Source organism: Jidongwangia harbinensis, from assembly GCF_020216025.1.
Lineage (GTDB): Bacteria > Actinomycetota > Actinomycetes > Mycobacteriales > Micromonosporaceae > Actinoplanes > Actinoplanes harbinensis.
Map to the genome: position 1 here is coordinate 26578 of NZ_JAIWNC010000041.1, position 22913 is coordinate 49490.

A 22913-nucleotide genomic window follows, 5' to 3' on the forward strand; every position below is an offset into this window, starting at 1 on the left:
TTCACTCAGAGAATAGTGACCGTCAAGTGCGGCGGAGTGCCACCACCGCGATGTCGTCGGCCTGCTCGACCGCGCCGGACAGCCGGACCAGCAGCCGCTGGCAGAACGCGTCCAGGCTCGGTTCCACCCGCGACGCGCACTCGGCGAGTTCGGTCAGGCCGACGTCGATGTCCGCGTCCCGGCGCTCGACCAGCCCGTCGGTGTAGAGCACCAGGGTGCCGCCCCGGGGCAACACGAACTCCAGGTCGGGCGGTCGCGCCGCGTTGATGCCGAGCAGCGGGCCGCGCGGCTGGAGGAACCGCACGCCCTCCGGCGTGTGCAGCAGCGGCGGCAGGTGGCCGGCGCTGGCCAGGCGGATCCGGCCGGTGTCCGGTTCCAGGGTGAACAGGCACAGCGTCGCGGAGTCGGCCGGCAGCACCGTCCGCATGAAGCGGTTGACCAGCTCCAGTACGGCGCCCGGCGGGTGACCCTCGACCGCGTACGCCCGGACCGCGTGCCGGATCTCGGCCATCACCGTGGCGGCGTGCAGCGAGTGCCCGGCCACGTCACCGATCGCCACCAGGAGCCGGCCGTCGAGCATGGTGAGCTCGTAGAAGTCGCCGCCCACCTCGGTCTGCGAGCCGGCCGGCTCGTACCGCACCGCGAGCTCCACGCCGGGCACGTCGGGCAGCCGGGACTGCAGCAGGCTGCGTTGCAGGGTGACCGCGATGCGGTGCTCCTCGTCGTACGAGCGCTGGGCCTCCACCGCGGCCGCGACCGCCTGGGCGAGCTGGCGCAGGACCGGGAACCCGGGCGTCTGCGAACTGCTCGGCACCGCGACGTACACCGGTGGCCGGTCGATCCGCAGCCGGGCCGCGGCCACCGCGACCGACTCGTCCGCCGGCCATTCCACCACGTCCCAGTCGGCCGGTTGGTCCGTACGCACCAGCGAACCGACCGCGACGTTGCGCTCGTCCAGCGTCCACGGCCGGACCACCGGCTGCTCCTCGCCGGCCGCGACCACCGCCACCAGCGAGTCGCCGTCCGACGTCTCGGCCAGCACCACCACCGGACCGCCGAAGATGCCGTGCGCCCCCGCCGCGGCCGCCTGCAACAGGCCGACCAGGGTGGACGCGGAGTTGATCGCCAGCGTCGTCTCGGCCAGCCGGACCATGCGCGCGGCCAGCGACTCGGCGCGCTGCCGGGCCCGGTAGTAGCGCAGCACGGCCTGGGAGGTGGCGATCAGCTCGTCCGGCTCGATCGGCTCCACCAGGTACGCGTCCGCGCCCCGGTTCAGCCCCTGGGTGCGGTCCACCACGTCCACCGCGTGCGCGGACACGTGGATCACCGGCAGTACGCCGTACTCCGGACCGGTCTTGATCCGCTCACAGACATCGAAACCGCTCATGTCCGGCAGCTTGACGTCCAGGACCACCAGGTCCACGTCGGCATCCAGCAGCTTGGTCAGCGCCTCGCCACCGGTCTCCGCCTCCAGCACCGTGAATCCGGCCCGGGTCAGCCAGCTGACCAGCAGATACCGCTTGGTCGCGCTGTCGTCGACGACGAGCACGGTGGCCGGAGTCATGGGCGTACGGTGGGTAGGCGAACGGTGAACGTGCTGCCCCGTCCCGGCTCCGACGACACCCGCAACGCCCCGCCCAGGATGCCGACGAGGCGCCGCGCGTAGGGCAGACCGAGTCCGGTCCCCTTACCGCTCAACGGGGGGCTGCCGGGGACCTGGTAGAACTCCTCGAAGATCCGGTCCTGCTGGTCGGCGGGGATGCCGACCCCGGTGTCCGCGACGGTGAACTCGACGTCGTCGTCCACCCAGCGCACGGAGAGCCGGATCGAGCCCTCCGCGGTGAACTTGATCGCGTTGGTGAGCAGGTTGCGCAGCACCTGGGCGAGCAGCACCTCGTCCGAGCGCAGCGGCCGGGGCTCCGGCTCCTCCACCACGAACTCCACCTCCGGCCGGGTGGCCAGCGGCCGCAGCGTCCCGCGCAGCTGGGCGAAGACCGCCCGCAGGTCCACGTCGGAGTCGGCCGGCTCGATCCGGCCGGCCTCCGCCTTGGCCAGGTCCAGCAGGTCGTTGACCAGGGACAGCAGGTCGGTCGCGGAGCCGCGGATCAGGTCCACCTGCCGCTCCTGCTCACCGGTGAGCCGATCCGACGACGAGTCGGCCAGCAACCGGGCCAGTCCGATGATCGCGGTGACCGGGGCCCGCAACTCGTGACTGACGTTGGCCAGGAACCGGCTCTTCGCCTCGCTGGCCGCGCGCAGCTGCACGGACTTCTCGTCCAGCTCGGCGTAGAGCGCGACCACGCCCCGGTTCGTCTCCTCCAGCTCCTCGGAGAGCTGGTGGTACAGCGCCATCACGCCGCGGTTCGTCTCCTCCAGCTCGGCGTTCAGCCGCGCCAGGTCGTCGCGCTGCGCGCGCACCTCGTCGAGAGCCGCGATGAGCTGCTGGTTCTGCACCCCGAGTTCGTCCAGCGGGGTACCCGGTACGTGGTCGGCCAGCCCGGCGCGGATCTCGTCCATGCGATCCGAGGTCAACGGCGGCGCGCTCGCCGGCAGCCGCCGGGACATCCGCACGACCGTTCCGGTGCCGTCATCGCGTACCTCCAACATGTCCACCAGGCGCCCCACCTGCGTGAGCTGCTCGGCGAGCCGTTCGTGCTCGTCGTGCAGCGGGGCCACCATCTCTACCCGCAGCGTAGGTTTCGCACCCGGGGAAGCGACAAACGCCACGTCCGTCTCCCGGTCCGCCTGCACCAGCAGGCGGCATACCTCGCTGAGCGCCGTGGCTAACCTGGTCTGATCCTGTTTCTCCATGCCGACCGCGCGAGCCACCTCCCGGCCCAGCTGGCGGGCCGTGAAGATGTCCTGCTCGACGCGGAGCCGCACCCGCAGCAGCGGTTCCGGGGTGGTCACGGCAACCGCGCCACGAGTACGCCGGCGTCGTCCCGACGGGTGCCGGCGTCGCGCAGCACGGTGGCCGCCACGACCTGCGGTGACCGGGCCAGCAAACCGGGATAGGCGCGCGGGTCCCAGCGGTCCACCACACCGTCGGAGTGCATGAGCACCACGGCGTCCGGCGGAAGCGGGTAGTCGTACTCCCGGATCGCGCGGCGCTGGTGGCCCGCGATGCCCGGCAGCGACACCATGCCGCGACGGCTCTCGGACGACAGCACCGTGCCGGAGATGTTGCCGAGGCCGGCGTAGCGCACGACGCGGGCGGCCGGGTCCAGTTCGGCGATCGCGAGCGCGGCGCCCCGGGTGTGTCCGATCGCCCGGTGCAGCGACTCCAGCACGACCGCCGGCGGACCGTCCGGCGCCAGATCGAAACCGCGTACCGCCGCGGCCGCCGCCGCCTCGGCCAACCGGCCGTGCCCGAGCCCGTCACACATCATCAGCTGGCGCCGTCCGCCCGTCTCCCGCACCGCGAACGCGTCGCCGCTGACCGGCTCGCCGGTCAGCGGCCGGGTCACCCCCGCGGCCCAGGCCGGTGCGGGCGCCGGCCCCGGCCAGACCTGGGCGACCAGGACCGTGCCCTTCCCGGGTACGGAGTGCAGGTCGGCCCAGTCCGCCTGACGCAGGATCGCGCCGAGCCCGATGCCGAGCGTGCCCGCCGTGGAATGTCCGTCACCGACCGCGTGGTCGACGTCGGCCATGCCGGGCCCGGTGTCGATCGCCAGGATCTCCACGCCCGCCTGGCCCTCGGCGCGTGCCGTGCGGACCAGCAGGACACCGGCGTCCGCGTGCTTCACCAGGTTGCCCGCGGCCTCCGCGGCCACGATCGACAGGTCCGCGATGCGGCGCTCGGGCATGGCGAGTTCGGTGGCGAGACGTTCGGCCGCCCGGCGGACGGCGGACGCGGTGCCGGCGGCCTCGACGCGGAACCAGGCTCCCGCGCCGAGCAGTCCCTCGGGCAGTGCGGACACCGCGCCTCCGTTCATCGGCACCACTTGGTCACGGTGATGGTCGTACCCTGACCCACGGCAGTGTCGATGTCGAATTCGTCGACCAGTCGGCGCGCCCCGCTCAGTCCCAGTCCGAGCCCGCCGCCGCTGGTGTAGCCGTCGGTGAACGCGAGGTCGATGTCCGCGATGCCCGGCCCCTGATCGGTGAAGACGATCCGGACCCCGGCCCGGCGCCCGTTGTCCGCCCGGGAGACCTCGACCGTGCCCCCGCCGCCGTAGACCAGCGTGTTCCGGGCCAGCTCGCTGGCCGCGGTGACCACCTTGGTCTGGTCGACCAGGGACAGCTTGACCGCGACCGCGACGGTCCGGACGAGCTGGCGGACCCGGACCACGTCCTGGTCCGAGGCGACCGGGATCCGCCCTCCGTCGTTCGCCGTCACGGGACGGCTGCCGGATCGTCGTCGGCGAAGGCCAGATCGTCGCCCGGCGGCCGGCGCAGCATCTCCATGCCCAGTTCGACGTTGAGCGCGGTACGGATGCCGGGCAGCGACAGGCCCAGCTCGACCAGCGTGATGGCCACCGCCGGGCGCATGCCCACCACCACGGTCTCCGCGTCCAGCACCCGGGAGATGGAGGCGATCGTGGCCAGCGTCCGGCCCACGAACGAGTCGACGATGTCCAGCGCGCTGATGTCGATGATCACGCCGTGGCAGCCGGTGGCGACAATCCGATCCGCCAGGTCCTCCTGCAGTTGCAGCGCGACCTGGTCCTCCATGTCGATCTGAATGGAGACCAGCAGGATGTCGCCGATCTTCAGGACCGGTACGCGTTCCATGGCGGTCAGCCTTCCCGCGGGCCACCGCGCCGCGCGGCCTCGCCGGTGAGGCGCAGCACGTGCCGCAGCGCGTCGGCGAGAGACGACTTGGTGGCGATGTCACCGAACTCGATGCCGAGCGCCACGATGGTCTGGGCGATCTGCGGCCGGATGCCGGAGATGATGCAGTCCGCGCCCATCAGCCGGGCCGCCACCACCGTCTTGAGAATGTGCTGGGCCACCTGCGTGTCGACGGCCGGCACCCCGGTGATGTCGATGATCGCGTACGGCGAGCCGGTGTCCACCAGCGTCTGCAGCAGGCGTTCCATCACCACCTGGGCGCGAGCCGAGTCGAGCGTGCCGACCAGCGGCACCGCGACCACGCCCTCCCACAACTTCACCACCGGCGTGGACAGCTCCAGCAGCTGTTCGGCCTGGTCGGAGATGAGTTCCTCGCGGGCCCGCACGTAGGCGTCGAAGGTGAGCAGCCCGGCCCGGTCGACGAACGCGGAGAACCCCAGGTAGTCACGCAGCGTGGTGGCGTCCGCGCCGCCGTTGTCGTCCAGGATCCGCAGCACCGCGTCCTTCAGCGCGTACACGCTGGTGGCCGTCTCGGTGGCGGTGAAGCCCTGCCGCGCCCGGCTGGTGGACAGGTCGCCGAGCAGCGCCCGCAGCTCACCGGCGGCCTCGGCGTCGAGGCTGGTGGCGCCGCCCTCGAGCGCGGACCGGAAGCCCTTGTGCAGTTCCGCGGTCTGCCGGTGCAGCTCCGCCGCGCTCAGCCGGCCGCGCAGCGTGGCGGCGACCTGGTCGGTCCAGGTGGTGACCAGCGCGTCCTCATGCTGAGCGAGCAGCTCCGCGAAGCGACTCACCTCGTGCGAACCCAGCGCCACCGCTTGCCTCCCGATGTCCATCGTTGCCCCCCACGACGGGCGGACTTTACCATCGGGCGGTTCATTAGTTGCCACACGCGAAGTAATCCTGGGGGGCGTAACAACCACCTCCCCGTTCTCCGGGAAGCCCGGGGTGGAGTACCGTTCAGCAGATAACTGGAGGTCCTGAATGTCCCTGACGGTACAAACCGAACAGCGCGCCGACATGGTAGTCGTGTCGGTGGCCGGTGAGCTCGACATGGCCACCGCCCCCCAGCTCCAGGACCAGATCAGCGACCTGCTGGAGAAGGGCCGCACGCGTCTGGTCTTCGACCTGGCCGAGGTGTCGTTCTGCGACTCCACCGGGCTCTCGGTCTTCGTCCGGGCCAAGAACAGCACCGACGACGCCGGCGGCGTGGTCCGGCTGGCCGCACCGCAGCGGGGCGTGCTGCGCATCCTCGAGGTCAGCGGCCTGGTCGAGGTGCTGCACACCTACCCCACCGTCGATGAAGCGGTGTCGGCGCAGGAGCCTGCGCTCGACTGAGCCCCACCCGCTGTAGTTTGCTGCCCAACTACGGCGGGCACCTCCTGCCGCGAACCTATCCCTCTCGGCAGGAGTGGTCATGCTCAAGGGCTTCAGAGACTTCATCATGCGCGGCAACGTCGTGGACCTTGCCGTCGGCATCGTCATCGGTGCCGCGTTCACCGCCGTGGTCACGGCGTTCACCAACGCCTTCCTCAAGCCGCTGATCCAGCTCCTCGGCGGCGACACCGGCCTGAACGCCGGGGCCTGGACGGTCGGCGACGGCATCAAGTTCGACTACGCCTCCTTCATCAACGCGGTGATCACCTTCCTGCTCACCGCCGCGGTGCTGTACTTCCTGGTCGTCCTGCCGCTCAACAAGCTGGCCGAGCGCCGCGCCCGCGGCGAGGAGCCGCCGCCGGCCGCCCCCAGCGAAGAGGTCAAGCTGCTCACCGAGATCCGCGACGCGCTGGTCACCGGCCGTGCCGCTCCGGGCACGGTCAACGACCTGATGGCCGGCCGTGACCAGCGGCAGGGCCCCCCGCAGCACTAGATCACCCCTTCCCGGCACTGTTCGAACACCTGTTCGATACAGTGCCGGGATGGAACAGCGTAAGCACTGGTGGAACGGCAAGTGGGGACGGCTCGCCCGCAAGGACGTGTACCTGCGGACCAGCGGCGATCAGTGGTATGTCGAACAGCGCGCCGGCGGCACGGACGGCGTTTCGCACTTCTTCGAGTACGACAGCGAGGACGCCGCGCTGGACATGGTCCGCGCCCTGCTGATCGGCCCGGACGAGTGGCGCGAGCTGTCCGTCCGCCCGCCCCAGCGCTGAGCCCGCGGGTCAGGTTAACCGGGTCTGGCCAACCGGGTCAGGCCGCGCGGCGGTGGCCGTCGTGGCGGGCGGTCAGCGGGCCCGGTGGACGCGGCAGCAGCCGGAGCGCCGGGCCGGTGGACACCTCGGCCTCGGTGTCGAAGCGTGCCCGCCAGCCGGAGCCACCCGACGCCCGGCTCCCGGGCGGTTCCACCGGATCGGCGCCGGACCGGGCCAGCGCCACCACCAGCAGGAAGCCGATCAGCACGAAGCCGTGGCTGACCAGCCGGGTGCCGTCCACCCGGCCCGCCGTCAGATCGTTGAACGACAGCAGCAGAAGCATGCCGACAAACGCGCTCAGCATCGGCACCAGGCCGGTCGGCCGGTGCCGCCGCAGCGCCAGGAACAGGTATCCGGCGCCGACCGCCACGTTCCACGCGGCCGACTCGTGCCACAGGTGGCCCGGGGTGGCCTCCAGACCGTGCAGATGGGTGCCGGCCGCGCCGCCGCCCACCTGCGCCAGTCCCAGGATCAGTTGCACCGCCCCGACCACGGCGAGCGCCACGTAGAGCAGCCCGCGGGCCGGGACCAGCCGCCGGGCCCGGCTCGGGGGTGGGCCGACCGGCGGCAGCGCCGCCAGGATCGCCGCGCTGAGATCCGGCACCGCCGCCACCACGGAGGTGCGGGTCAGCCGGTTGACCGTGGCCGCCCGGTCCAGCCACTGCCGGCAGTCCGGGCAGCCGGCCAGATGCTCGTCGACCAGCGGCCGGTCGGCCGGGTCGTCCTCGCCGTCCAGCTGTGCGGAGAGCATCTCCCGCCACCGTTCACACGCCATACCCCCATAGTCGCCCCCGTCGGCGTTCTGGTTCCCGGGGGGTCAGCGCAGATCGGAACGCGGCGGCTGGTCGCCGGTGTTGCCGAGCAGCCGCTTGCGCTCCCGGAACGCCCGCAGGTTCGCGGTGTTGCCGCAGGTGCTGACGTCGTGCCAGACGCCGCTGTTGTTGCGGGAGGTGTCGAAGAAGGCGGCCCGGCAGTCCGCGTTGTGGCACAGCTTGAGCCGGGGCCAGAGGCCGGCCTGCTGGGCGAGCAGCGCCTCGGCCCAGAGCGCGGAGGCGAGCCAGCGGGTGCCGCGACCGGTCGGCACGATCCGGACCCAGCCGTCGGTGTCCGGCACCAGGCTGACCGGGACGTCGGCCGGCGGCAGCGCGCCGTCGGGTTCGGTGCGGCCGGCCAGCAGCACGTTCTCGAAGGTGGTGCGCAGCCGGCGCAGCGACCGCATGTCGGTGGAGGACAGCAGCAGGACCGGCGCCGGCAGGCCGGACACCCGGGACCAGGTGGCCAGCGCGTCGGTGAGCCAGCGTTGCGCGTCGTCCGCCCCGGCCAGCAGGTCCGGCCCGTACGACATCGTCGCCCGGGTGTTGAGAACTTCCTGCACCAGCGCGAGCCCCGCCGGAGCCTCCCGCACGCCGTGCCGGGCGCTGGCCTTCCATGACATAACCGAAGCCTACTTGACTCTGTTTCATCCAGGTGCACGAGTGATGCCGGGCCGGAAATCAAGGGCTGGACCGTCCGGCCGGCGCACATTACCGTGGCCCGATGGCGACCAAGACCACCATCGGCTGGCTGGCCGCCCTCGCCGTGACCGGCACGCTGGCCGCGGGCTGCGGAGCCGACGGCGACACCGGCACCGCGGCGCCGGCACCCGCCGCGACCACCTCGGCGGCCCGGCCCGCCGAGCCGCCGCCGTCCCCGTCGGTGCCGCCGGCGGCGTCGCCGTCGCGGTCGGCTCCCGAATCGCCCGTCAAGCGGCCCGCCAAGCGGCCGGCCAAGCCGGACCGACTGCGCCACGGCGACAAGGGCCCGGAGGTGGTGGCCCTGCAGAAGCGCCTCACCGAGCTGGGGTACTGGAACGGCAAGGCGGACGGCAGGTTCGGCTCGTCCACCCAGCAGGCGGTGTACGCGCTGCAGAAGACCGCCGGCCTGAACCGGGACGGCGTGGCCGGGCCCCGGACCCGGAAGGCGGTGGAGCGCGGGGTACGCCCGAAGGCGCGCAGCACGAAGGGCCACGTCGTCGAGATCAGCCTGAAGCGCCAACTCCTGATGATCGTGGACGACGGCCGGATCACCCGGATCTTCAACACCTCGACCGGCTCGAACGACAACTACGAGCACGACGGCGAGACGTACCTGGCCGACACCCCGCCGGGCCGGTTCCGGGTCTCCCGGCAGATCGACGGCTGGCGGGACGCCCCGCTCGGCCTGCTGTGGCGCCCGAAGTACTTCAACGGCGGCATCGCGGTGCACGGCGCGCACAACGTGCCGCCGTACCCGGCCTCGCACGGCTGCGCGCGCCTCTCGATCGCCGCGATGAACTGGATCTGGGCGAACGACGCGATGCCGGTCAAGACCCGCGTCTGGGTCTATTAACCGTCGATGCGGGTGATGTTGCGCATCTTGTTGACCGCGTCCAGCGCCGCGACCTTGTACGCCTCGGACAGCGTGGGGTAGTTGAACACCGTGTCGATCAGGTATTCGACCGTGCCGCCGCACCCCATCACCGCCTGGCCGATGTGCACGATCTCGGTGGCGCCGGTGCCGAACACGTGCACGCCGAGCAGCTTGCCGTCGTCCGGTGAGACCAGCAGCTTGAGCATTCCGTACGAGTCGCCGACGATCTGACCGCGGGCGAGTTCGCGGTACCGGGCGATGCCCACCTCGAACGGGGTCGCGCTGTCGGTCAGCACGTCCTCGGTGGCGCCCACGAAGCTGATCTCCGGAATCGTGTAGATGCCGATCGGCTGCAACTCGTGCATGTCCCGGGTGGGTTCGCCGCAGGCGTGGTGTGCGGCCAGCCGTCCCTGTTCCATCGACGTCGACGCCAGCGCCGGGAAGCCGATCACGTCGCCGACCGCGTAGATGTGCTCCACCGCGGTCCGGAAGTGCTCGTCCACCGCGATCCGGCCGCGCTTGTCGGCGGTCAGCCCGGCCGCCTCGAGCCCGAGGTCGTCGGTCTGGCCCTGCCGGCCGGCCGAGTACATCACCGTGTCGGCGACGATCTTCTTACCGCTCTTCAGTACGCACAGCGCGGCGGTCTGGTGCCGCTCGACCGAGGCGACCTCCTCGCCGAAGCGGAACGTCACGGACAGGTCCCGCAGGTGGTACTTCAGCGACTCGACGATCTCCTCGTCACAGAAGTCGAGCATCCGCTCCCGGCGTTCGACCACGGTCACCTTGGTGCCGAGCGCGGCGAACATGGAGGCGTACTCCATGCCGATGACGCCCGCGCCGACCACCACCATCGACCGCGGTACGGCCTGCAGATTGATCACACCGTCCGAGTCGACGATGGTCCGGTCGTCGAACTCGACACTGCTCGGGCGGGCCGGGCGGGTGCCCGCCGCGATGATCACCTTGTCCGCGCTGACCTTGGTCTCCCGAGCCGAGCCGCCGTCGATCCAGATCGAGTGCGGATCGGCGAACCGGCCGGTGCCGGTGATCATCGAGATGTGGTTGCGCGCCAGCTGGTTGCGGATGACGTCGGTCTGCCGGGCGATCACGTGCTGGGTACGCGCCGCCAGGTCGCTGACCGTGATCTCGTCCTTCACCCGGTAGCTGCTGCCGTACAGGTCGCGCTGGCTGAGACCGGTCAGGTACAGCACCGCCTCGCGCAGCGTCTTGGACGGCACCGTGCCGGTGTTGATGCACACCCCGCCGATCATGTCCCGGCGGTCCACGATCCCCACGCGCTTGCCCAGCTTGGACGCCGCGATGGCGGCCTTCTGCCCACTCGGTCCGGAACCCAGCACCACCAGGTCGTAGTCATACACGGGACTCAGCGTCGCAAGCCCGGACGACGCGCGCCACCGGCACTTTTCGCACATGACCTTGATACGCCCCCGGCGCCGGCCGGTCCGGCCTGGGCCGATGCCCCTTGTACGTCGTACAGTTGTCGGATGGCCAAGCGGAACGTACGTCTCACCCGGGATGCGATCGTCGAGTGCGCGATGACGCTGGCCGACGCGGAGGGCCTGGAGGCGGTCACCATCCGGCGACTGGCCCAGGAGAACGGCGTCACGCCGATGGCCATGTACTGGCACTTCAACGACAAGGACGCGCTGCTCGACGGCCTGGCCGACCACCTGATCTCGTCGGTGAAGCTGCCCGCGCCCGGCAGCGGCCCGTGGGATGTGCAGCTCCGCGAGATCCTCGAGGCGTTCGTGGTGGCGGTCCGGCCGCACCCCGCGCTGGCCGGCCTGATCCTGCGCCGCATCCTGATCGCCGATGCCGGGTTGGAACTGGCCGAACGGGTGCTCGCCCTGCTCGGTGAGGCGGGCTTCACCGCGGAGAAGACTGCCGAGGTCGGCACGTTCCTGATGTGCTCGATCATCACGCTCGCCGCGGCCGATCCGGCCACCGGTCCGCACGTCGAGGGCCGGGATGCCGACGAGCTGCACCGCCGGAAGCGGGCCCACCTGGAAACGCTGTCCCCGGCGCGCTATCCGAACGTCGTCGCGGCCGCACCGGCACTGCTGAACTGCCGCGGCCAGGACGACTACTTCGCGCTCAACCTCGACCTGCTGGTCCAGGGCGTACGGGGCATCCGCCGCTCCTGACGATTCGATCACTCCCCTTGACGCTCCTGTACGCCGTACATATACGGTGTACATGTACGCCGCACAGGACGGCGTTTCTGGAGGTGGAGTGGTGAGACGCAATCCCTGGTCGGCGTTGGCGGTGCTGGCGGTGGCCCAGTTCATGGTCGTGCTGGACGTGACCATCGTGAACGTGGCGTTGCCCGACATACAGCAGGATCTCGGCTTCACCGCGGCCGGGCTGCAATGGGTGGTCAGCGCGTACACCCTGATCTTCGGGGGTTTCCTGCTCCTCGGCGGCCGGATGGCCGACCTGCTCGGCCGCCGCCGGATGTTCCTGGTCGGCCTCGTGCTGTTCGGCGCGACGTCGCTGCTCGCCGGCCTGGCGCAGAACCCGGAACAGCTCGTCGTCCTGCGCGCGGTGCAGGGCCTGGGCGGCGCACTGCTCTCGCCGGCCGCGTTCGCCATCCTCACCGTGACCTACCGGCAGGGCCGCGACCGCAACATCGCGATGGGCGTCTGGGGTGGCCTGGCCGGACTCGGCGGCACCCTCGGCGTCATCGCCGGCGGCGTCCTGGTCGACTCGCTGACCTGGCGGTGGATCTTCCTGGTGAACGTGCCGATCGCGGTTGCCCTGGCGGTCATCCTGCCGATCTTCATCGTGGAGTCGCGGGCCGAGTCGAGCGGACGGCGGACGTTCGACGTCGCCGGCGCGCTGCTGAGCACGGCCGGACTGCTCGCCATCGTGCTCGGCGTGATCCGCGCGGAGCCGCTGGGCTGGTCCTCGTTCCAGGTGATCGCACTGCTGGCCGGCGGCGTGCTGCTGCTCGGCGCGTTCCTCCGGGTCGAGGCCCGCTCGTCCGCTCCCCTGGTGCCCCTGACCCTGTTCCGCTCCCGCGGCCTGACCACGTCGGTAATGGCCCTGGCGCTCAACGGCGCGGCGTTCCTGGCGATGTTCTTCCTCACCGCGATCTTCCTGCAGCAGGTGCGCGGTCTCACCGCCCTCGAGACCGGCCTGCAGTTCCTGCCGATGGGCTTCGCCGCCATCGCCAGCGCCGTGGTGTCGGCGCAACTGGTCACCCGCTTCGGCACCCGGCCGGTCCAGTTCGGCGGCACCGCCCTGAGCGTGACCGGGCTCCTCCTGCTCACCCAGGCCGACGCCACCAGCTCGTACGCGACGTCCGTGCTGCCCGGCATCATGCTGTTCGGCATCGGCATCATCGCCACCGGTACGCCCGCGTCGATCGCCGCGGTGGCCGACGTCCGGCACGACCAGGCCGGCGCGGCGTCCGGTGTGGTGAACGCGGGGTACCAGGTCGGGGGCGCGCTCGGACTCGCGGTCATCACCACCCTGGCGACGTCCCATGTGGAGGGTCTGGTCGCCGGCGGAGCCGGTGCGCAGGAGGCGCTGGTGGGCGGATTCCAGCGCGGCCTGCTGGTGGCCGCGGTGTTCGCCGCGGCCAACATCGCGATGACCATGGGCGCGCCGCGGCTACGCCCCACATCGGACCAGTTGGCGGAGGCGGCGGCTGCCGCTTGACGGCTCGGGGCAGGCTGCGCGTCCGGGCGGCCTGCCCCATTTACCTATGGACATACGTCCGCCGAGATTGCCAGGGTGTAACTGGCTCGTTGCGCTCTGCAACTATCTCGGAGGCGAACCGTGAAGCGACGGATCTCGATCAGGACGGTGTCGCTCAGCCTCCTCACCTTCCTGTTCCTCGCGCTCGCCGGCAGCAGCGGACTCCTCGGCGAGCCGTTCCGGCATCGCCGGGACGACATCGAGTTGACCCTCCGCCTGCTCTGCCTGGCGATCGGACTGTGGCTGGCCTGGATCCTCTTCCGCCGGCTGTGGCGCACCCTCGACGCGAGACCCGCGGGTGCCGCCATCGAGCCACCGCAGCCGAGCATCGACCGGCTGATGCGGTTGCAGATCTCCGTCGTCGACCACCTGGACGGCACGTTCGGCAACCACACCGTCGAGACGTTCGTCCGGATGATCACGGATCCGACGCTCTACCGCACCCGGGTCACCGAGCGAATCGACCTGGAGGAACGGATCGTCACGCAACAGATCGCGATCGAGTACTCGCTCCCGCCGACGCAGGACACGACCAGCGGACCCCGGTACATCCTGCTGTTCAGCCCGCCCAAGGGACAGTTGGTCGACAACCTCAGAATCACCGACGGTTCCGGCAAGCCACTGGCCGATCTCTCGTTCGAGGAGTCGACCGAACTCGTCGCGGCCGGCCTGCGGCTCCTGCTCCAGTTGGCCATTCAGTCCGGCCGGCCGCGCAGACGTCCGCCCTGGCCGATCGCACCGCGCATGACCGAGAAGCATCGTGCGCTCGAACTGATCCTGCTGGAGCAACTGACCAAGCGCGGCGCCGTCGACCACGAGGAGGTCGCCGCGCGGGTGCGAAGCGCCTTCAACCGGTACCGGCTGGACGGCGAGAAGGAGAGCGTGCAGGAGCTGCGCCGGTACGTCGCCGCCCTGAGCGCGGCCTATCCGATCGTCGCGGTGGTACCGAAGGATGCGATCACCGGCGGCCGGACCCTGCTGCGCTACGAGCGCACGCTCATCCCGTCCGCGCTCAGCGAGCCGGGCTTCAACTTCGGCTGGATGCGGGTCCTCCTCGGACTGAAGCCGAACCAGGTGGTCGTGCCGGTGCACCTGTCCGCCACGGCCGGCAGCTTCCACCTCTACATCAACGGTCCGGCCAGCAAATACGTCCTCGATCAGAACTTCCGGTGCCGGCACTGCCGGGCGGACGTATCGCGGTCCTGGGAGCCGACCGAGCCGGGCCCGAATGGTTGCGCGCACCGGATGATCGCCGTTCCGAAAGGGCGACGGTTCACCGACATCGACCGCCACTATCGCGTCACCCCCAAATTGGGGCAGAGCTTCGTCCATCTGTACACACGCGGTTTCGGCGCCGGTCGTCAAGAGCGCTTCAAAGACCTTGAACTGTTCGCCCGATTCAAAGAGGTACCGCCCGGATCGCGGGCCACCGCGGTGGTGACCGCACTTGTTTCGACGTTCCTCCTGGCCATCATGGGCCGGCTCGCCTCGACCAGCGGGGCGCCGTCGATGAGCCTGCCCGGGCTGGCGCTCGCCCTGCCCGCCGCCGCGGCGACCTGGTTCGGCTTCTCCGGCGACAGTCGATCTCTGGTCGGATCGTCAATGCTCGCCCGACTGTCACAAATCGTCACGGCAGTGGTATCCGCAGTAGCGATTGCTGTCTACTTCACGTCCCATCACGGGCACATCCCGTTCCACTCGAGCATCGTTGGCATCAGCGAGCCGTGGTGGGTAGTCCTTTTCCTGATCTCCGCGGTGAACTTGATGTATGTGTCGTACCGCTTCGCCTTGAAAGTACAGGTCTATAACGGACTCCTCCGAAAGAAGGAGCGACAGGGCCACACCGACGGTGATAGCGTCAAACTTTGATTGGGGGACCGATGGCGCGATTCAGGGCCAAGCGGGACAACGGCTCAGCTGCCCATGACGCCTACTGGCAGATTCCCAGCGCTGAGTACGTCCCGTCCGGCACGCTGCCGCCGCGTCGCCCGCTCGATGACCGCAGCCGGGTGGCCGATGCGTGGAGTGCCGCCGTCGACACGTTGCGGCGTGAGGCTCATGAGCCGGAGTCCGTGCGCGCCCGGATCGCCCATGAGGTCAAGCAGTTCGATCAGGACTTCCGCCGGCAGCAGGCGCGGCGCGAGCCGGACGACGGCACCGCCGAACCGGCACCGTCCACTCCGGCTCGACGGCCGTGGACCTTCCTCATGCTGATGCAGACTCTCCGGAAGATGACGCTCCACCGCCGCTGACCCCGGCGTGGACGGCCGGCGGCAGAGCGCCGACCGTCCACTTCCGCAGGGTCGGATCAGCTGGCCGAGCAGCCCGCCACGGTGATCGCCGTCGGCGACGAGCCCTCGCCCAGGAACCCGAAGGTCGTACTCGCGGACGGGGCGAGCGCCCCGTTGTGGGTCGCGTTGGAAACGGTGTCACCGCTCAGCACGCCGCCCCACACGTTGGCGATGCGGGTGCCGGTGCCGGTGGCCAGTCGTACCGCCCACCCACGGGCCGCGCTCGCGCCGGTGTTGGTGATCGACACCTCGCCCTGGAACCCGTTGGCCCAGCTGTTCACGACCTTGTACGTCGCGGTGCAGGACCCGGTGGGCGCCGGCGAGCTCGGACCCGGCGAGCTGGGACCGGGGGAACTCGGACCGGGCGAGCTGGGACCGGGGCCCGGGTCCTCGCCGTACCGCTGGGCCAGACTGATCCCGGTGGTCGAACCGGTCCCGCCGAGCGGCACCTGGTGGTCGAGGCTGACGAACTTGCCGCCGTGTTGCCAGAGCGCCGGCTTCAGCAGGGCGTACTTCTGCTCGTCCCAGGTCTTCCAGTCGTCGAGCAGCAGACCACCGGTGTCACCGGAGTTCGGGTTCAGCACCCAGAACGTCTGGTGCAGCTTGTTCTCCACGATCAGGTCGCGCAGCGCGGTCATCCACTGGTCCTGGCGCGCGTCCTGGCCCAGCCGGCCACCCCACTCCCCGATCAGCAGCGGCGCGGTGTTGTTCTGGTGGATGTAGAACCAGTTCGGGCCCCACACGTCCGCGATCAGCGTGTCCTTGTCGAACGGCTTGGTGAACCAGGGCTGCTCGAAGACCAGCGGGCCGTAGTCGTGCGGCGAGTAGACCAGCTGGTCCTGGTTGGCGCCGAGCTGGACCGGGTGGTCGGCGACGCCCCGCAGGTTCCCGCCCCACCAGGTGTTGTAGAAGTTCGGGGTCAGGTCCGGGTTGGTGTTCGGGGAACTCCAGTCCTTGCCCGGCCGCGGGTAGACCTGGTTGCCCTCCACCAGGACCAGCACGTTCGGGTTGATCGCCAGGATCCGCTTGGCGGCGGTCTCCGCGACGTACTTCCAGTTGTCGGCGTCGGTCGAACCGTCCCACTTGGCGCGCGGGCTTTCGTTCTGCGCACCGTGCGGCTCGTTCTTGATGTCCATCGCGACGATCGTGTCGTTCTCGCGGTACCGGCCGGTGACCCACTCCCAGGCCTGGTAGAAGTCCTCCGCGGTGATCGTGCCCTTCCACCAGACCGGGTGGTTGTGGCCGGAGTTGTCGGCTTCGGCGCTGTGCACGTCGAGCAGCACCTTGATCCCGAACTGCTCGCACAACGCGAGCCAGTAGTCGAAGATCTCCAGCGAGTTCTTGCCGGCCAGCTCCGGATTGGCGAACGTGTTGACGTTCGCCGGTGCGAACGTGCCCGCCCGCCACTCCAGCAGCAGCTGGGTGGAGATCGGCACCCGGACCAGGTTGATGCCCCGATCCGCCATCGACTTCGTGACCTCGGTGACGTTCGCCGACCAGAGGCCGTGGAAGACGCGCTCGGAGGCGTTGAAGCCGAACCAGTTGGTGCCGGTCAGCCAGACCGGGTTGCCGGCCTCGTCGACGATCTGATTGCCCTGGACGTGTAGCCAGTCCTTGGCGGGGGCCGCCGCAGCAGCGGGCGGCATGATGGCGGTCACCGCGGCGGCGACCATGGCCGCGGCCGCGGTGGCGATCGCCAGCGGTGCACGCAGGCGCCCGCGGCTACCGGCCTTGCCGGTCATATTCATGAGGACCTTCCGAAGCTCAGAAATTGAGCGCCTTCACTCGCGTGGGAGCGCTCCCATAGATCGGAGACTATGTTCTCGGTAATCTGCCCGCAACATCCGTCATAACTCGACGTCCGGTGCACGCGGAGCCGTGGCCTGCGGATATCATCGCGGCTCGATGAACGGGGGATGTCATGGTCAACTTTTCCGATCCGCCTGGTCAGCCGGGGTGGGTTCCGCCGCCGGGCCCTCCACCGACCGGCCCGCCGGCCGGCCCGCCGCCGAAGAAGCGCTCGCCGCTGCTGATCCCGGCGCTGATCGCCGTCGCGCTCGTCGCCACGTCCTGCGTCGGCGCCATCGGCTACGGCGGGATCCGGCTGGCCAACAACCTCAACGCCGCCCAGGAACGGGCCGAGGACGGCACCCGGCCCGCATACGCCGGCGACACCCCGAAGCGGAAGTCGGACGCAGCGGACGACGACGCTCCCGTGGGACCGCGGGCCAGCTCGTACCCCGTACGGACGAGAGAAGACCTCGGCCGGGTGTGCGAACAGTGGTACTACCCGCAGTCGCCGAAGTACAAGGCCGGCAGCACCAACCCGGTCGGCGTGCAGATCAAGGACGAGGAAGAGCTGGGCTGGCGGCCGCAGTCGATCTACATGTCGAGCTACCAGAACCCGGGCGCCACCCAGAAGGCGTGGGACCCGAAGGACCCGGCGAAGGCCCGGCTGGTCGCCTGCATGCACCGCGTCGACAACGGCAGGAAGCTCCGCAGCTGCAAGTTCGACGAGCCCAAGACCACCGTGCCGATGCGCGAGGGCATCTACCGCCTGTCGCTGTACGAGGTGGCGACCGGCAAGAGACTCGCCGAGAAGAAGGTCGCCGGCGAACAGGACGAATGCCCGTTCATGGTCATGCTGCGCGGTGACCGCACGATCTACAGCGGGGTCGACGAACGGCAGCTGTACGAGACGTTCCGCAAGTACGTGGAGAAGTAGGCTCGGCGGTCGCGGCTCAGTCCCACCAGAACGACCACCAGGCGCGGTCAGTGATGCTTCCGGCGTACCGGACGAGGGTGTTCAGGTCGGACTGCCACACGTTGTCCGGGCAGAACGCGAAGTGTTCCGCGGCGACCAGCAGCGCATGGTCCGGGTCGGTGGGCGGAGCCGCGACGCTGAGGTAGAGCTCGGCCGGGCCGATGCCGACCACCCGGGCCCCGAACCGGCCCTCCCAGCTGCGCAGGACGGTGCTGAACTTCGCCGTGTCGTTGTCGTAGTTCAACGCGCCGCCCCACCCGAGATCGGCCGCCGCGTCGGCACCGCGTGCGCTGACGCACAGCCCCAGACGCGGTGCGGTCAGCCAGGAATCAGCCACCAGATGGTCCGCGAACTCGCCCGCCCGAACCGCCGGATCCTCCTGCGGCGTGCCGGGCGGCGCGAGCCCCGGCCACCGGTCCCCGAACGGCGCCGTGACGTCCACCTGCTCCGACGCGGTGATGGCGTCCTCGTCCTCCTCCGCCGTCGCGTACGTCACCCACCACCCGGCCAACAGCGCGGCGGCGTCGTGATCGCCGGGCCCGGTCTCGACCAGGCTGCGGTCGAGGTCGCCGGTCGTCCACGGGCTACCCGGCGAGTACGGACTACTTCCCAGGATCAGCGGCCACCGGCCGGTCTGTCCGTGGACGGCGTGCAGGGCACCCCACAGACCCGCCGCGGGCGGATCGTCGCTGATCCACAGTAGAGGCTCGGCCGGCCCACCGTCCCGGGTCTCGTGCACCGTCCGCCCGGGCGGCAGGCCGGGGCTCCGGTCCCCGTCGGAGTCCTCCTGGAGGTGGGTCGGCGGGCCACTCATGCGGCGCAGGTTACTGCGCCGGTACGACAGATCGGTGCGGCGGCCGGACCGGCGGCGGCAGGATGGTGGCGTGACCACTGCCGCTACCGGGAATCAGATCGGCTGGGCCGAGGCGGCCTGGCAACGTCGGATAGTCCGGGTACGAACTCTCACCGGCGGCTGGACCTCGACCATGCTGGCCCTGACCGGAGACGACGGGGAGCAGGCTGTTCTCCGGCTGATGACGAAGGAGCCCTGGCGCCGGCACGCGGCCGGGCTGCTCGCCAGGGAGTCGACCGTGCAGCGCCAACTGGCCGGATCCCGGATCCCGGTGCCACGCAGCATTGCCCTCGATCTGTCCGGGGACACCGCCGGGGCGCCGGCCCATCTCATGTCCTGGCTGCCCGGAAGCCTGCGCCTGGACTCCGCCGCGGACGACGTCGTGGAACCCTTGGCGCGGACGCTCGCGGAAATCCACCGCTTCGACCCCGGACCGGACAGGCCCCGGGACTACCAATCCTGGGCGCCGCCGAGCAAACGGGTCAGGCCGCCGTGGGCGCGCCGGCCGGCGCTGTGGGATCAGGCGTTCGAGCTGCTGGAGCAAACCGCGCCGGGGTACGCCGGCAGATTCCTGCACCGGGACTTCCACCCCGGGAACGTGCTGTGGTCGGCGGACCGGATCAGCGGCGTCGTCGACTGGGTCGAGACATCATGGGGCCCGGCGGACCTGGACGTCGCGCACACCGCCACCTACCTGGCCATGTTGCACGGCTGCGCGGCGGCGGCCGAATGGACCCACGCATACCGCCGCCACGCTGACGACGGGTCGGCCGAGGACCAGGCCCGGTACTGGAACGTCATGGACATCGTCGGCCATCTGCCGGACCCGGTGAAGGTCGTCCAACCATGGCGTGACCACGGGGTGGAGATCAGCGACGATCTCGCCCGGAGCCGACTCGAACAGCGCCTCGCGGACGTCCTCCGGGCGCCCTGACACCCTGGCCGCTGCCGTGCTCCGAGAGAGCGTCGCTAGCCCTGTGCGGTGACACCGAGCTGTTCGCGCAGGATGTCGGCGTGACCGCAGTGCCGTGCCAGCTCTCGGATCAGGTGCACGTACACGTAACGCAGCGACACCATGCCCAGCCGCGGATGAGGCACGGTGTCACCAAGGTCGACGTCCGCCGCCAGGCGCCTCGACTGCCGGCAGACGTCCTCGTACTCCGCCACGACGTCCGCGAGCGTTTCGGTGGGGCGAACGTCCCAGCTGGCGTCGTCGCCGGTGGAGTTGCCGGCGATCTGCTCCCGGGGCAGCCGCGCCAGCGTATGGAAGAACCAGTTCCGCTCCACCGCGGCGGCATGTTTGACGAGGCCGACGAGAGTGGTCCGGGACGGAACCAGCCGTCGCCGGGCCTGCTCCTCCGACACACCGCGGAGTGCGCCGGCCAGTTCGGCCCGATAGGCATCCAGGAAGGCCTCGAGAACCTCCCGCTCCGGCGCGGTGCTGGCCAGTTCTTCGCTGTCGAGCGGTCGCTGCGCGGTCACCAGGGGACCCTATGCGTGGTCCTGCACCTCGACCGTCGAGGGCTCCGCCTGGAGCGAGCCGCCCACCCGAGCGAAGGCGTGGCGTCCGGCCGGCGCGGGGACGGTCTGGCGCCGTTTCGGTGGACCGCCGGCGTCCGTCGCGCGTGGTGGTGTCCCACGGCTGGGGAACAGCACTGACCAGGGCAAATAGCGGCACAGGCCAGACGGCTGAGGCTCTCGCAAGCCCAAACAGGTACCCTTCTACCGCGGGCTGCTAGCTCAATGGCAGAGCTGTGGACTTTTAATCCATAGGTTCGGGGTTCGAGTCCCCGGCGGCCCACTTTGATCTTGTATGCAGGCTTCGGCGTAGCGCCGCATGCGCGGGTGTTCCGGATCGGGGTTCGTGCCGTCGCGGTACGCCATCCGTCCGGCGGTGACGCCGAGGGGACTTCCAGGAACACCGACAGGTCCCCGGCCTCGCCGATCTCGTCCCGATGCCGGAAGAGCCCGTCGGCGATCACGACCGTCCCCAGGGTGACGGTGCGCCGGCAGGTCGAGGACTGCGTCCGTGGCCAGGTCGTGTGGGGCCGGCCGATGGTGCCGGGCGCCAACGGGTCAAGACGTCGCCGTGGGACCGCCGGTAAGTCGTTCGGCTACGAAGGCCGTCGCGCCGCCGGGATGGGCAGGTCGGTTGAGCCGTCTGGGCACGGTCCATTCTGGAGGTTGACACTTCAACCTTCTACCCATAATGTCGGAGCAAGTCATCGATGTCCATCGAAGTGGGTGTGCCATGCTGCTGAGATCCGTCGCCGTCGCCGCGTCCGTCACCGCTGTGCTCGCCACCGCTCCCGCCGCCGCGGCGGCAACCACCAGAGCATCGGTTGAATACTGGGGGCCGGGCAACTGCCCACAGGGCATGCTCTGCATCTGGCCCAACACGGATCACCCGCCGCAGGGTCCGACGGCGACTCCGTCTCTGATGACCGACAGCGACTGGTCCGGCAGCGTCACCGCGTTCAACTACTACAACTACACATCCCGGAACGTCGACATCACCTGGTCCTACTTCTATGACGGAAGGACGTTCACCGGCACGGACTGCGCCCGCCCCGGCGAGTCGTTCTACTACGTGCCCCTCTCCGTGACGAGGGTGAAGTGGCGGACCGGCGCCTGCTGATCCCCTCTGCCGCAGACCGCCTTCGCCGGTCATGAGCAGGCCCGCGCAGCGGGCCTGCTCAACCAGCCGGCCGACCAACTCCGCGTGTGGCATCCCGGCACACGGTCAGCTCCTCCTGGGGTCGGATCCTCAGAGGGCGAGCGACGCGGTCGGCAGCACGTCGAACGAGAGCCGGCCGTAGTCCTCGGCCAGGATGTACGGCGTGAAGAACGGATGCCGGGTGCCGACGGCGACGTCCCGCCACAATCGTTGCAGCGGGTTGTCTTCCACGAACCCGCTCGCCCCGTGCAGGTCGAGCAGCAACTCCATCGCCTCGCGGCACTCGCGGGCCGCCGTCGACAGCTCGATCCGCAGCTCGGCCCGCTCGGTCACCGGCAGATCGCTGCCCGGCGGCAGCCCGTCGACGACGTCGGCTACCCGGACCGTGCGCCGCATCGCCGTATCGGCGCGCTGCCGCGCCTCGGTGTACCAGTACCGCCCGAGCGGGGAGTCCGCCACCCGGGCGTAGGTGGTCATGTACGGCGCCCGGCCGCCGGCGATCGCGTCCGCGACCAGGTCCAGCGCCCCACGGGTCGCCCCGATCATCGGGGCGAGCACCGTCAGGCCGCCCGCGAACATCGCTTCCGGCGGGATCGGCCGGAAAGCGTCGGGGAAGGTGACGAAACCGTCCGGCACGAAAACGTCCTCGGCCACCAGGGTATGGCTGCTCGTACCGCCGAGACCGGCCGCGCGCCAGGTCCGATCCACCGACAGGTCGGAGAGCGGCACCAGGGCCATGGCCGGCACCGGTGTCGCAGCGTCCGGCAGCGGCACCGCGACCATGGCCAGGGACGCCAGCTCCGAGCCGGACGCCATCGCCCACCGTCCGGAGACCCGCAGACCGCCGGGGACCCGCACGCCGCTGCTCTCGCGCGACACCACCTGGGTGGCGCAGAACACCGCGTCCGGGTCGGCGAGGACGGCTTCCTGAGCGGCATCCGGCAGCAGTAGCCGGGCCACGCCCTTGTTCGCGGCGTTCAGGCCGACGACCCACGCGATGGAGGGGCATCCGCGTCCGAGTTCGGCGAGCACCTCCACCTGCGTACGTAGATCCGCCTCTGATCCGCCCGCCGCGCTCGGCACGGTGAGGGCGAACAGTCCGGCGGCCCGCACCGCCGCCACGCTGTCCGGCGCCGGCGTCAGGTCGCGTTCGGTACGCTCCGCGTTCTCCCGCAGCGTCGGCACCGTCTTGCGGGCAGCATCCAGCAGCGATTCGTTCATGGCAGCGAACTTGTCC

24 protein-coding genes and 1 tRNA gene are annotated in these 22913 nt (G+C 70.4%); 12 read left to right on the forward strand and 13 right to left on the reverse strand.

What is annotated here, in order from left to right; all coding sequences use genetic code 11:
• Positions 1-22: 22 nt before the first annotated feature.
• Genes LDL48_RS35415 through LDL48_RS35440 form a run of 6 tightly spaced genes read right to left on the reverse strand, consistent with a single transcriptional unit; the run spans position 23 to position 5624 of the window.
• On the reverse strand, positions 23-1564 hold the full coding sequence (locus tag LDL48_RS35415; protein WP_225259511.1) for a SpoIIE family protein phosphatase: 1542 nt from the start codon (positions 1562-1564) through the stop codon (positions 23-25).
• On the reverse strand, positions 1561-2910 hold the full coding sequence (locus tag LDL48_RS35420; RefSeq protein ID WP_225259512.1) for a sensor histidine kinase: 1350 nt from the start codon (positions 2908-2910) through the stop codon (positions 1561-1563). Before LDL48_RS35420 ends, LDL48_RS35415 begins: the two co-directional genes overlap by 4 nt.
• Positions 2907-3935, reverse strand: coding sequence for a SpoIIE family protein phosphatase (locus LDL48_RS35425; protein WP_225259513.1), 1029 nt, complete (start codon positions 3933-3935; stop codon positions 2907-2909). Before LDL48_RS35425 ends, LDL48_RS35420 begins: the two co-directional genes overlap by 4 nt.
• Positions 3932-4339 (reverse strand): anti-sigma regulatory factor, encoded by a 408-nt coding sequence (locus tag LDL48_RS35430; protein WP_225259514.1) that lies wholly within the window; start codon positions 4337-4339, stop codon positions 3932-3934. Before LDL48_RS35430 ends, LDL48_RS35425 begins: the two co-directional genes overlap by 4 nt.
• Positions 4336-4734 carry an STAS domain-containing protein gene (locus LDL48_RS35435; protein ID WP_225259515.1) on the reverse strand — a complete coding sequence of 133 codons (399 nt, stop codon included), beginning with the start codon at positions 4732-4734 and terminating at the stop codon, positions 4336-4338. The genes LDL48_RS35430 and LDL48_RS35435 overlap by 4 nt, the downstream gene beginning before the upstream one ends.
• A 5-nt stretch (positions 4735-4739) precedes the next feature.
• Positions 4740-5624 (reverse strand): STAS domain-containing protein, encoded by an 885-nt coding sequence (locus LDL48_RS35440; RefSeq protein ID WP_225259516.1) that lies wholly within the window; start codon positions 5622-5624, stop codon positions 4740-4742.
• Positions 5625-5772: 148 nt separating this feature from the next.
• Here LDL48_RS35440 and LDL48_RS35445 point away from each other — a divergent pair, with 148 nt between their 5' ends.
• The 3 genes from LDL48_RS35445 to LDL48_RS35455 all read left to right on the forward strand — a co-directional run bounded on the left by LDL48_RS35445 (position 5773) and on the right by LDL48_RS35455 (position 6941).
• Positions 5773-6126 carry an STAS domain-containing protein gene (locus LDL48_RS35445; RefSeq protein ID WP_225259517.1) on the forward strand — a complete coding sequence of 118 codons (354 nt, stop codon included), beginning with the start codon at positions 5773-5775 and terminating at the stop codon, positions 6124-6126.
• 79 nt (positions 6127-6205) lie between these two features.
• Entirely contained in the window at positions 6206-6658 is a 453-nt protein-coding gene (mscL, locus tag LDL48_RS35450; protein WP_225259518.1) for a large conductance mechanosensitive channel protein MscL, read from the forward strand.
• Between the two features lie 49 nt (positions 6659-6707).
• Positions 6708-6941, forward strand: coding sequence for a hypothetical protein (locus LDL48_RS35455; RefSeq protein WP_225259519.1), 234 nt, complete (start codon positions 6708-6710; stop codon positions 6939-6941).
• A 37-nt stretch (positions 6942-6978) separates the two neighbouring features.
• On the opposite strand, the gene LDL48_RS35460 is transcribed toward LDL48_RS35455, so the two are convergent.
• Positions 6979-7755 carry a zf-HC2 domain-containing protein gene (locus tag LDL48_RS35460; RefSeq protein ID WP_225259520.1) on the reverse strand — a complete coding sequence of 259 codons (777 nt, stop codon included), beginning with the start codon at positions 7753-7755 and terminating at the stop codon, positions 6979-6981.
• 42 nt (positions 7756-7797) lie between these two features.
• Positions 7798-8415, reverse strand: coding sequence for a CGNR zinc finger domain-containing protein (locus LDL48_RS35465; RefSeq protein WP_225259521.1), 618 nt, complete (start codon positions 8413-8415; stop codon positions 7798-7800).
• 101 nt (positions 8416-8516) lie between these two features.
• Here LDL48_RS35465 and LDL48_RS35470 point away from each other — a divergent pair, with 101 nt between their 5' ends.
• Positions 8517-9347 carry a L,D-transpeptidase family protein gene (locus LDL48_RS35470; protein ID WP_225259522.1) on the forward strand — a complete coding sequence of 277 codons (831 nt, stop codon included), beginning with the start codon at positions 8517-8519 and terminating at the stop codon, positions 9345-9347.
• On the opposite strand, the gene sthA is transcribed toward LDL48_RS35470, so the two are convergent.
• Positions 9344-10747, reverse strand: coding sequence for a Si-specific NAD(P)(+) transhydrogenase (gene sthA / locus LDL48_RS35475; protein WP_225259523.1), 1404 nt, complete (start codon positions 10745-10747; stop codon positions 9344-9346). The genes LDL48_RS35470 and sthA overlap by 4 nt on opposite strands.
• 126 nt (positions 10748-10873) lie before the next feature.
• Between sthA and LDL48_RS35480 the strand changes: the two genes are divergently transcribed.
• From LDL48_RS35480 to LDL48_RS35495, 4 genes are all read left to right on the forward strand, one after another.
• Positions 10874-11533, forward strand: a complete 660-nt coding sequence (locus LDL48_RS35480; RefSeq protein ID WP_225259524.1) for a TetR/AcrR family transcriptional regulator — start codon at positions 10874-10876, stop codon at positions 11531-11533.
• 91 nt (positions 11534-11624) lie between these two features.
• Positions 11625-13052 carry an MFS transporter gene (locus tag LDL48_RS35485; RefSeq protein WP_225259525.1) on the forward strand — a complete coding sequence of 476 codons (1428 nt, stop codon included), beginning with the start codon at positions 11625-11627 and terminating at the stop codon, positions 13050-13052.
• A 120-nt stretch (positions 13053-13172) separates the two neighbouring features.
• Positions 13173-14960: a hypothetical protein gene (locus LDL48_RS35490; protein WP_225259526.1), complete on the forward strand. Its 1788-nt coding sequence runs from the start codon at positions 13173-13175 to the stop codon at positions 14958-14960.
• An 11-nt stretch (positions 14961-14971) separates the two neighbouring features.
• Positions 14972-15343: a hypothetical protein gene (locus tag LDL48_RS35495; RefSeq protein WP_225259527.1), complete on the forward strand. Its 372-nt coding sequence runs from the start codon at positions 14972-14974 to the stop codon at positions 15341-15343.
• A 56-nt stretch (positions 15344-15399) separates the two neighbouring features.
• Here the strand turns inward: LDL48_RS35495 and LDL48_RS35500 are convergent, their stop codons facing one another.
• A complete protein-coding gene (locus LDL48_RS35500) occupies positions 15400-17124 on the reverse strand; it encodes a cellulase family glycosylhydrolase (protein ID WP_225259528.1) in 1725 nt (574 codons plus the stop codon).
• Between the two features lie 179 nt (positions 17125-17303).
• Here LDL48_RS35500 and LDL48_RS35505 point away from each other — a divergent pair, with 179 nt between their 5' ends.
• Complete coding sequence (locus LDL48_RS35505) at positions 17304-18107, forward strand: hypothetical protein (protein ID WP_225259529.1); 804 nt, start codon at positions 17304-17306, stop codon at positions 18105-18107.
• 16 nt (positions 18108-18123) lie between these two features.
• Here the strand turns inward: LDL48_RS35505 and LDL48_RS35510 are convergent, their stop codons facing one another.
• Positions 18124-18960, reverse strand: a complete 837-nt coding sequence (locus LDL48_RS35510) for a DUF4253 domain-containing protein (RefSeq protein ID WP_225259530.1) — start codon at positions 18958-18960, stop codon at positions 18124-18126.
• Between the two features lie 70 nt (positions 18961-19030).
• Here LDL48_RS35510 and LDL48_RS35515 point away from each other — a divergent pair, with 70 nt between their 5' ends.
• Entirely contained in the window at positions 19031-19933 is a 903-nt protein-coding gene (locus LDL48_RS35515) for an aminoglycoside phosphotransferase family protein (protein ID WP_225259531.1), read from the forward strand.
• A gap of 35 nt (positions 19934-19968) precedes the next feature.
• Here the strand turns inward: LDL48_RS35515 and LDL48_RS35520 are convergent, their stop codons facing one another.
• Positions 19969-20481 (reverse strand): DinB family protein, encoded by a 513-nt coding sequence (locus LDL48_RS35520; RefSeq protein WP_225259532.1) that lies wholly within the window; start codon positions 20479-20481, stop codon positions 19969-19971.
• Positions 20482-20728: 247 nt separating this feature from the next.
• Here LDL48_RS35520 and LDL48_RS35525 point away from each other — a divergent pair.
• Both LDL48_RS35525 and LDL48_RS35530 read left to right on the forward strand, forming a co-directional pair.
• Positions 20729-20800: transfer RNA gene (locus LDL48_RS35525), tRNA-Lys, on the forward strand.
• A gap of 639 nt (positions 20801-21439) precedes the next feature.
• Positions 21440-21637 (forward strand): hypothetical protein, encoded by a 198-nt coding sequence (locus LDL48_RS35530; protein ID WP_225259533.1) that lies wholly within the window; start codon positions 21440-21442, stop codon positions 21635-21637.
• 129 nt (positions 21638-21766) lie between these two features.
• On the opposite strand, the gene LDL48_RS35535 is transcribed toward LDL48_RS35530, so the two are convergent.
• The gene (locus LDL48_RS35535) at positions 21767-22897 is read right to left on the reverse strand and encodes an acyl-CoA dehydrogenase family protein (protein ID WP_225259534.1); all 1131 of its coding nucleotides are present in this window, start codon (positions 22895-22897) and stop codon (positions 21767-21769) included.
• Positions 22898-22913 lie beyond the last annotated feature (16 nt).

Bases quoted from the DNA above. Each gene is read 5' to 3' on its own strand.
- LDL48_RS35530 (WP_225259533.1), top strand. From the start codon at position 21,440: ATGACCGACAGCGACTGGTCCGGCAGCGTCACCGCGTTCAACTACTAC.
- LDL48_RS35505 (WP_225259529.1), top strand. From the start codon at position 17,304: ATGGTCAACTTTTCCGATCCGCCTGGTCAGCCGGGGTGGGTTCCGCCG.
- mscL (WP_225259518.1), top strand. From the start codon at position 6,206: ATGCTCAAGGGCTTCAGAGACTTCATCATGCGCGGCAACGTCGTGGAC.
- LDL48_RS35425 (WP_225259513.1), bottom strand. From the start codon at position 3,935: ATGAACGGAGGCGCGGTGTCCGCACTGCCCGAGGGACTGCTCGGCGCG.
- LDL48_RS35510 (WP_225259530.1), bottom strand. From the start codon at position 18,960: ATGAGTGGCCCGCCGACCCACCTCCAGGAGGACTCCGACGGGGACCGG.
- LDL48_RS35535 (WP_225259534.1), bottom strand. From the start codon at position 22,897: ATGAACGAATCGCTGCTGGATGCTGCCCGCAAGACGGTGCCGACGCTG.
- LDL48_RS35465 (WP_225259521.1), bottom strand. From the start codon at position 8,415: ATGTCATGGAAGGCCAGCGCCCGGCACGGCGTGCGGGAGGCTCCGGCG.
- LDL48_RS35500 (WP_225259528.1), bottom strand. From the start codon at position 17,124: ATGACCGGCAAGGCCGGTAGCCGCGGGCGCCTGCGTGCACCGCTGGCG.
- LDL48_RS35470 (WP_225259522.1), top strand. From the start codon at position 8,517: ATGGCGACCAAGACCACCATCGGCTGGCTGGCCGCCCTCGCCGTGACC.
- LDL48_RS35460 (WP_225259520.1), bottom strand. From the start codon at position 7,755: ATGGCGTGTGAACGGTGGCGGGAGATGCTCTCCGCACAGCTGGACGGC.
- LDL48_RS35440 (WP_225259516.1), bottom strand. From the start codon at position 5,624: ATGGACATCGGGAGGCAAGCGGTGGCGCTGGGTTCGCACGAGGTGAGT.
- LDL48_RS35435 (WP_225259515.1), bottom strand. From the start codon at position 4,734: ATGGAACGCGTACCGGTCCTGAAGATCGGCGACATCCTGCTGGTCTCC.
- LDL48_RS35495 (WP_225259527.1), top strand. From the start codon at position 14,972: ATGGCGCGATTCAGGGCCAAGCGGGACAACGGCTCAGCTGCCCATGAC.
- LDL48_RS35455 (WP_225259519.1), top strand. From the start codon at position 6,708: ATGGAACAGCGTAAGCACTGGTGGAACGGCAAGTGGGGACGGCTCGCC.
- LDL48_RS35445 (WP_225259517.1), top strand. From the start codon at position 5,773: ATGTCCCTGACGGTACAAACCGAACAGCGCGCCGACATGGTAGTCGTG.
- LDL48_RS35480 (WP_225259524.1), top strand. From the start codon at position 10,874: ATGGCCAAGCGGAACGTACGTCTCACCCGGGATGCGATCGTCGAGTGC.
- LDL48_RS35415 (WP_225259511.1), bottom strand. From the start codon at position 1,564: ATGACTCCGGCCACCGTGCTCGTCGTCGACGACAGCGCGACCAAGCGG.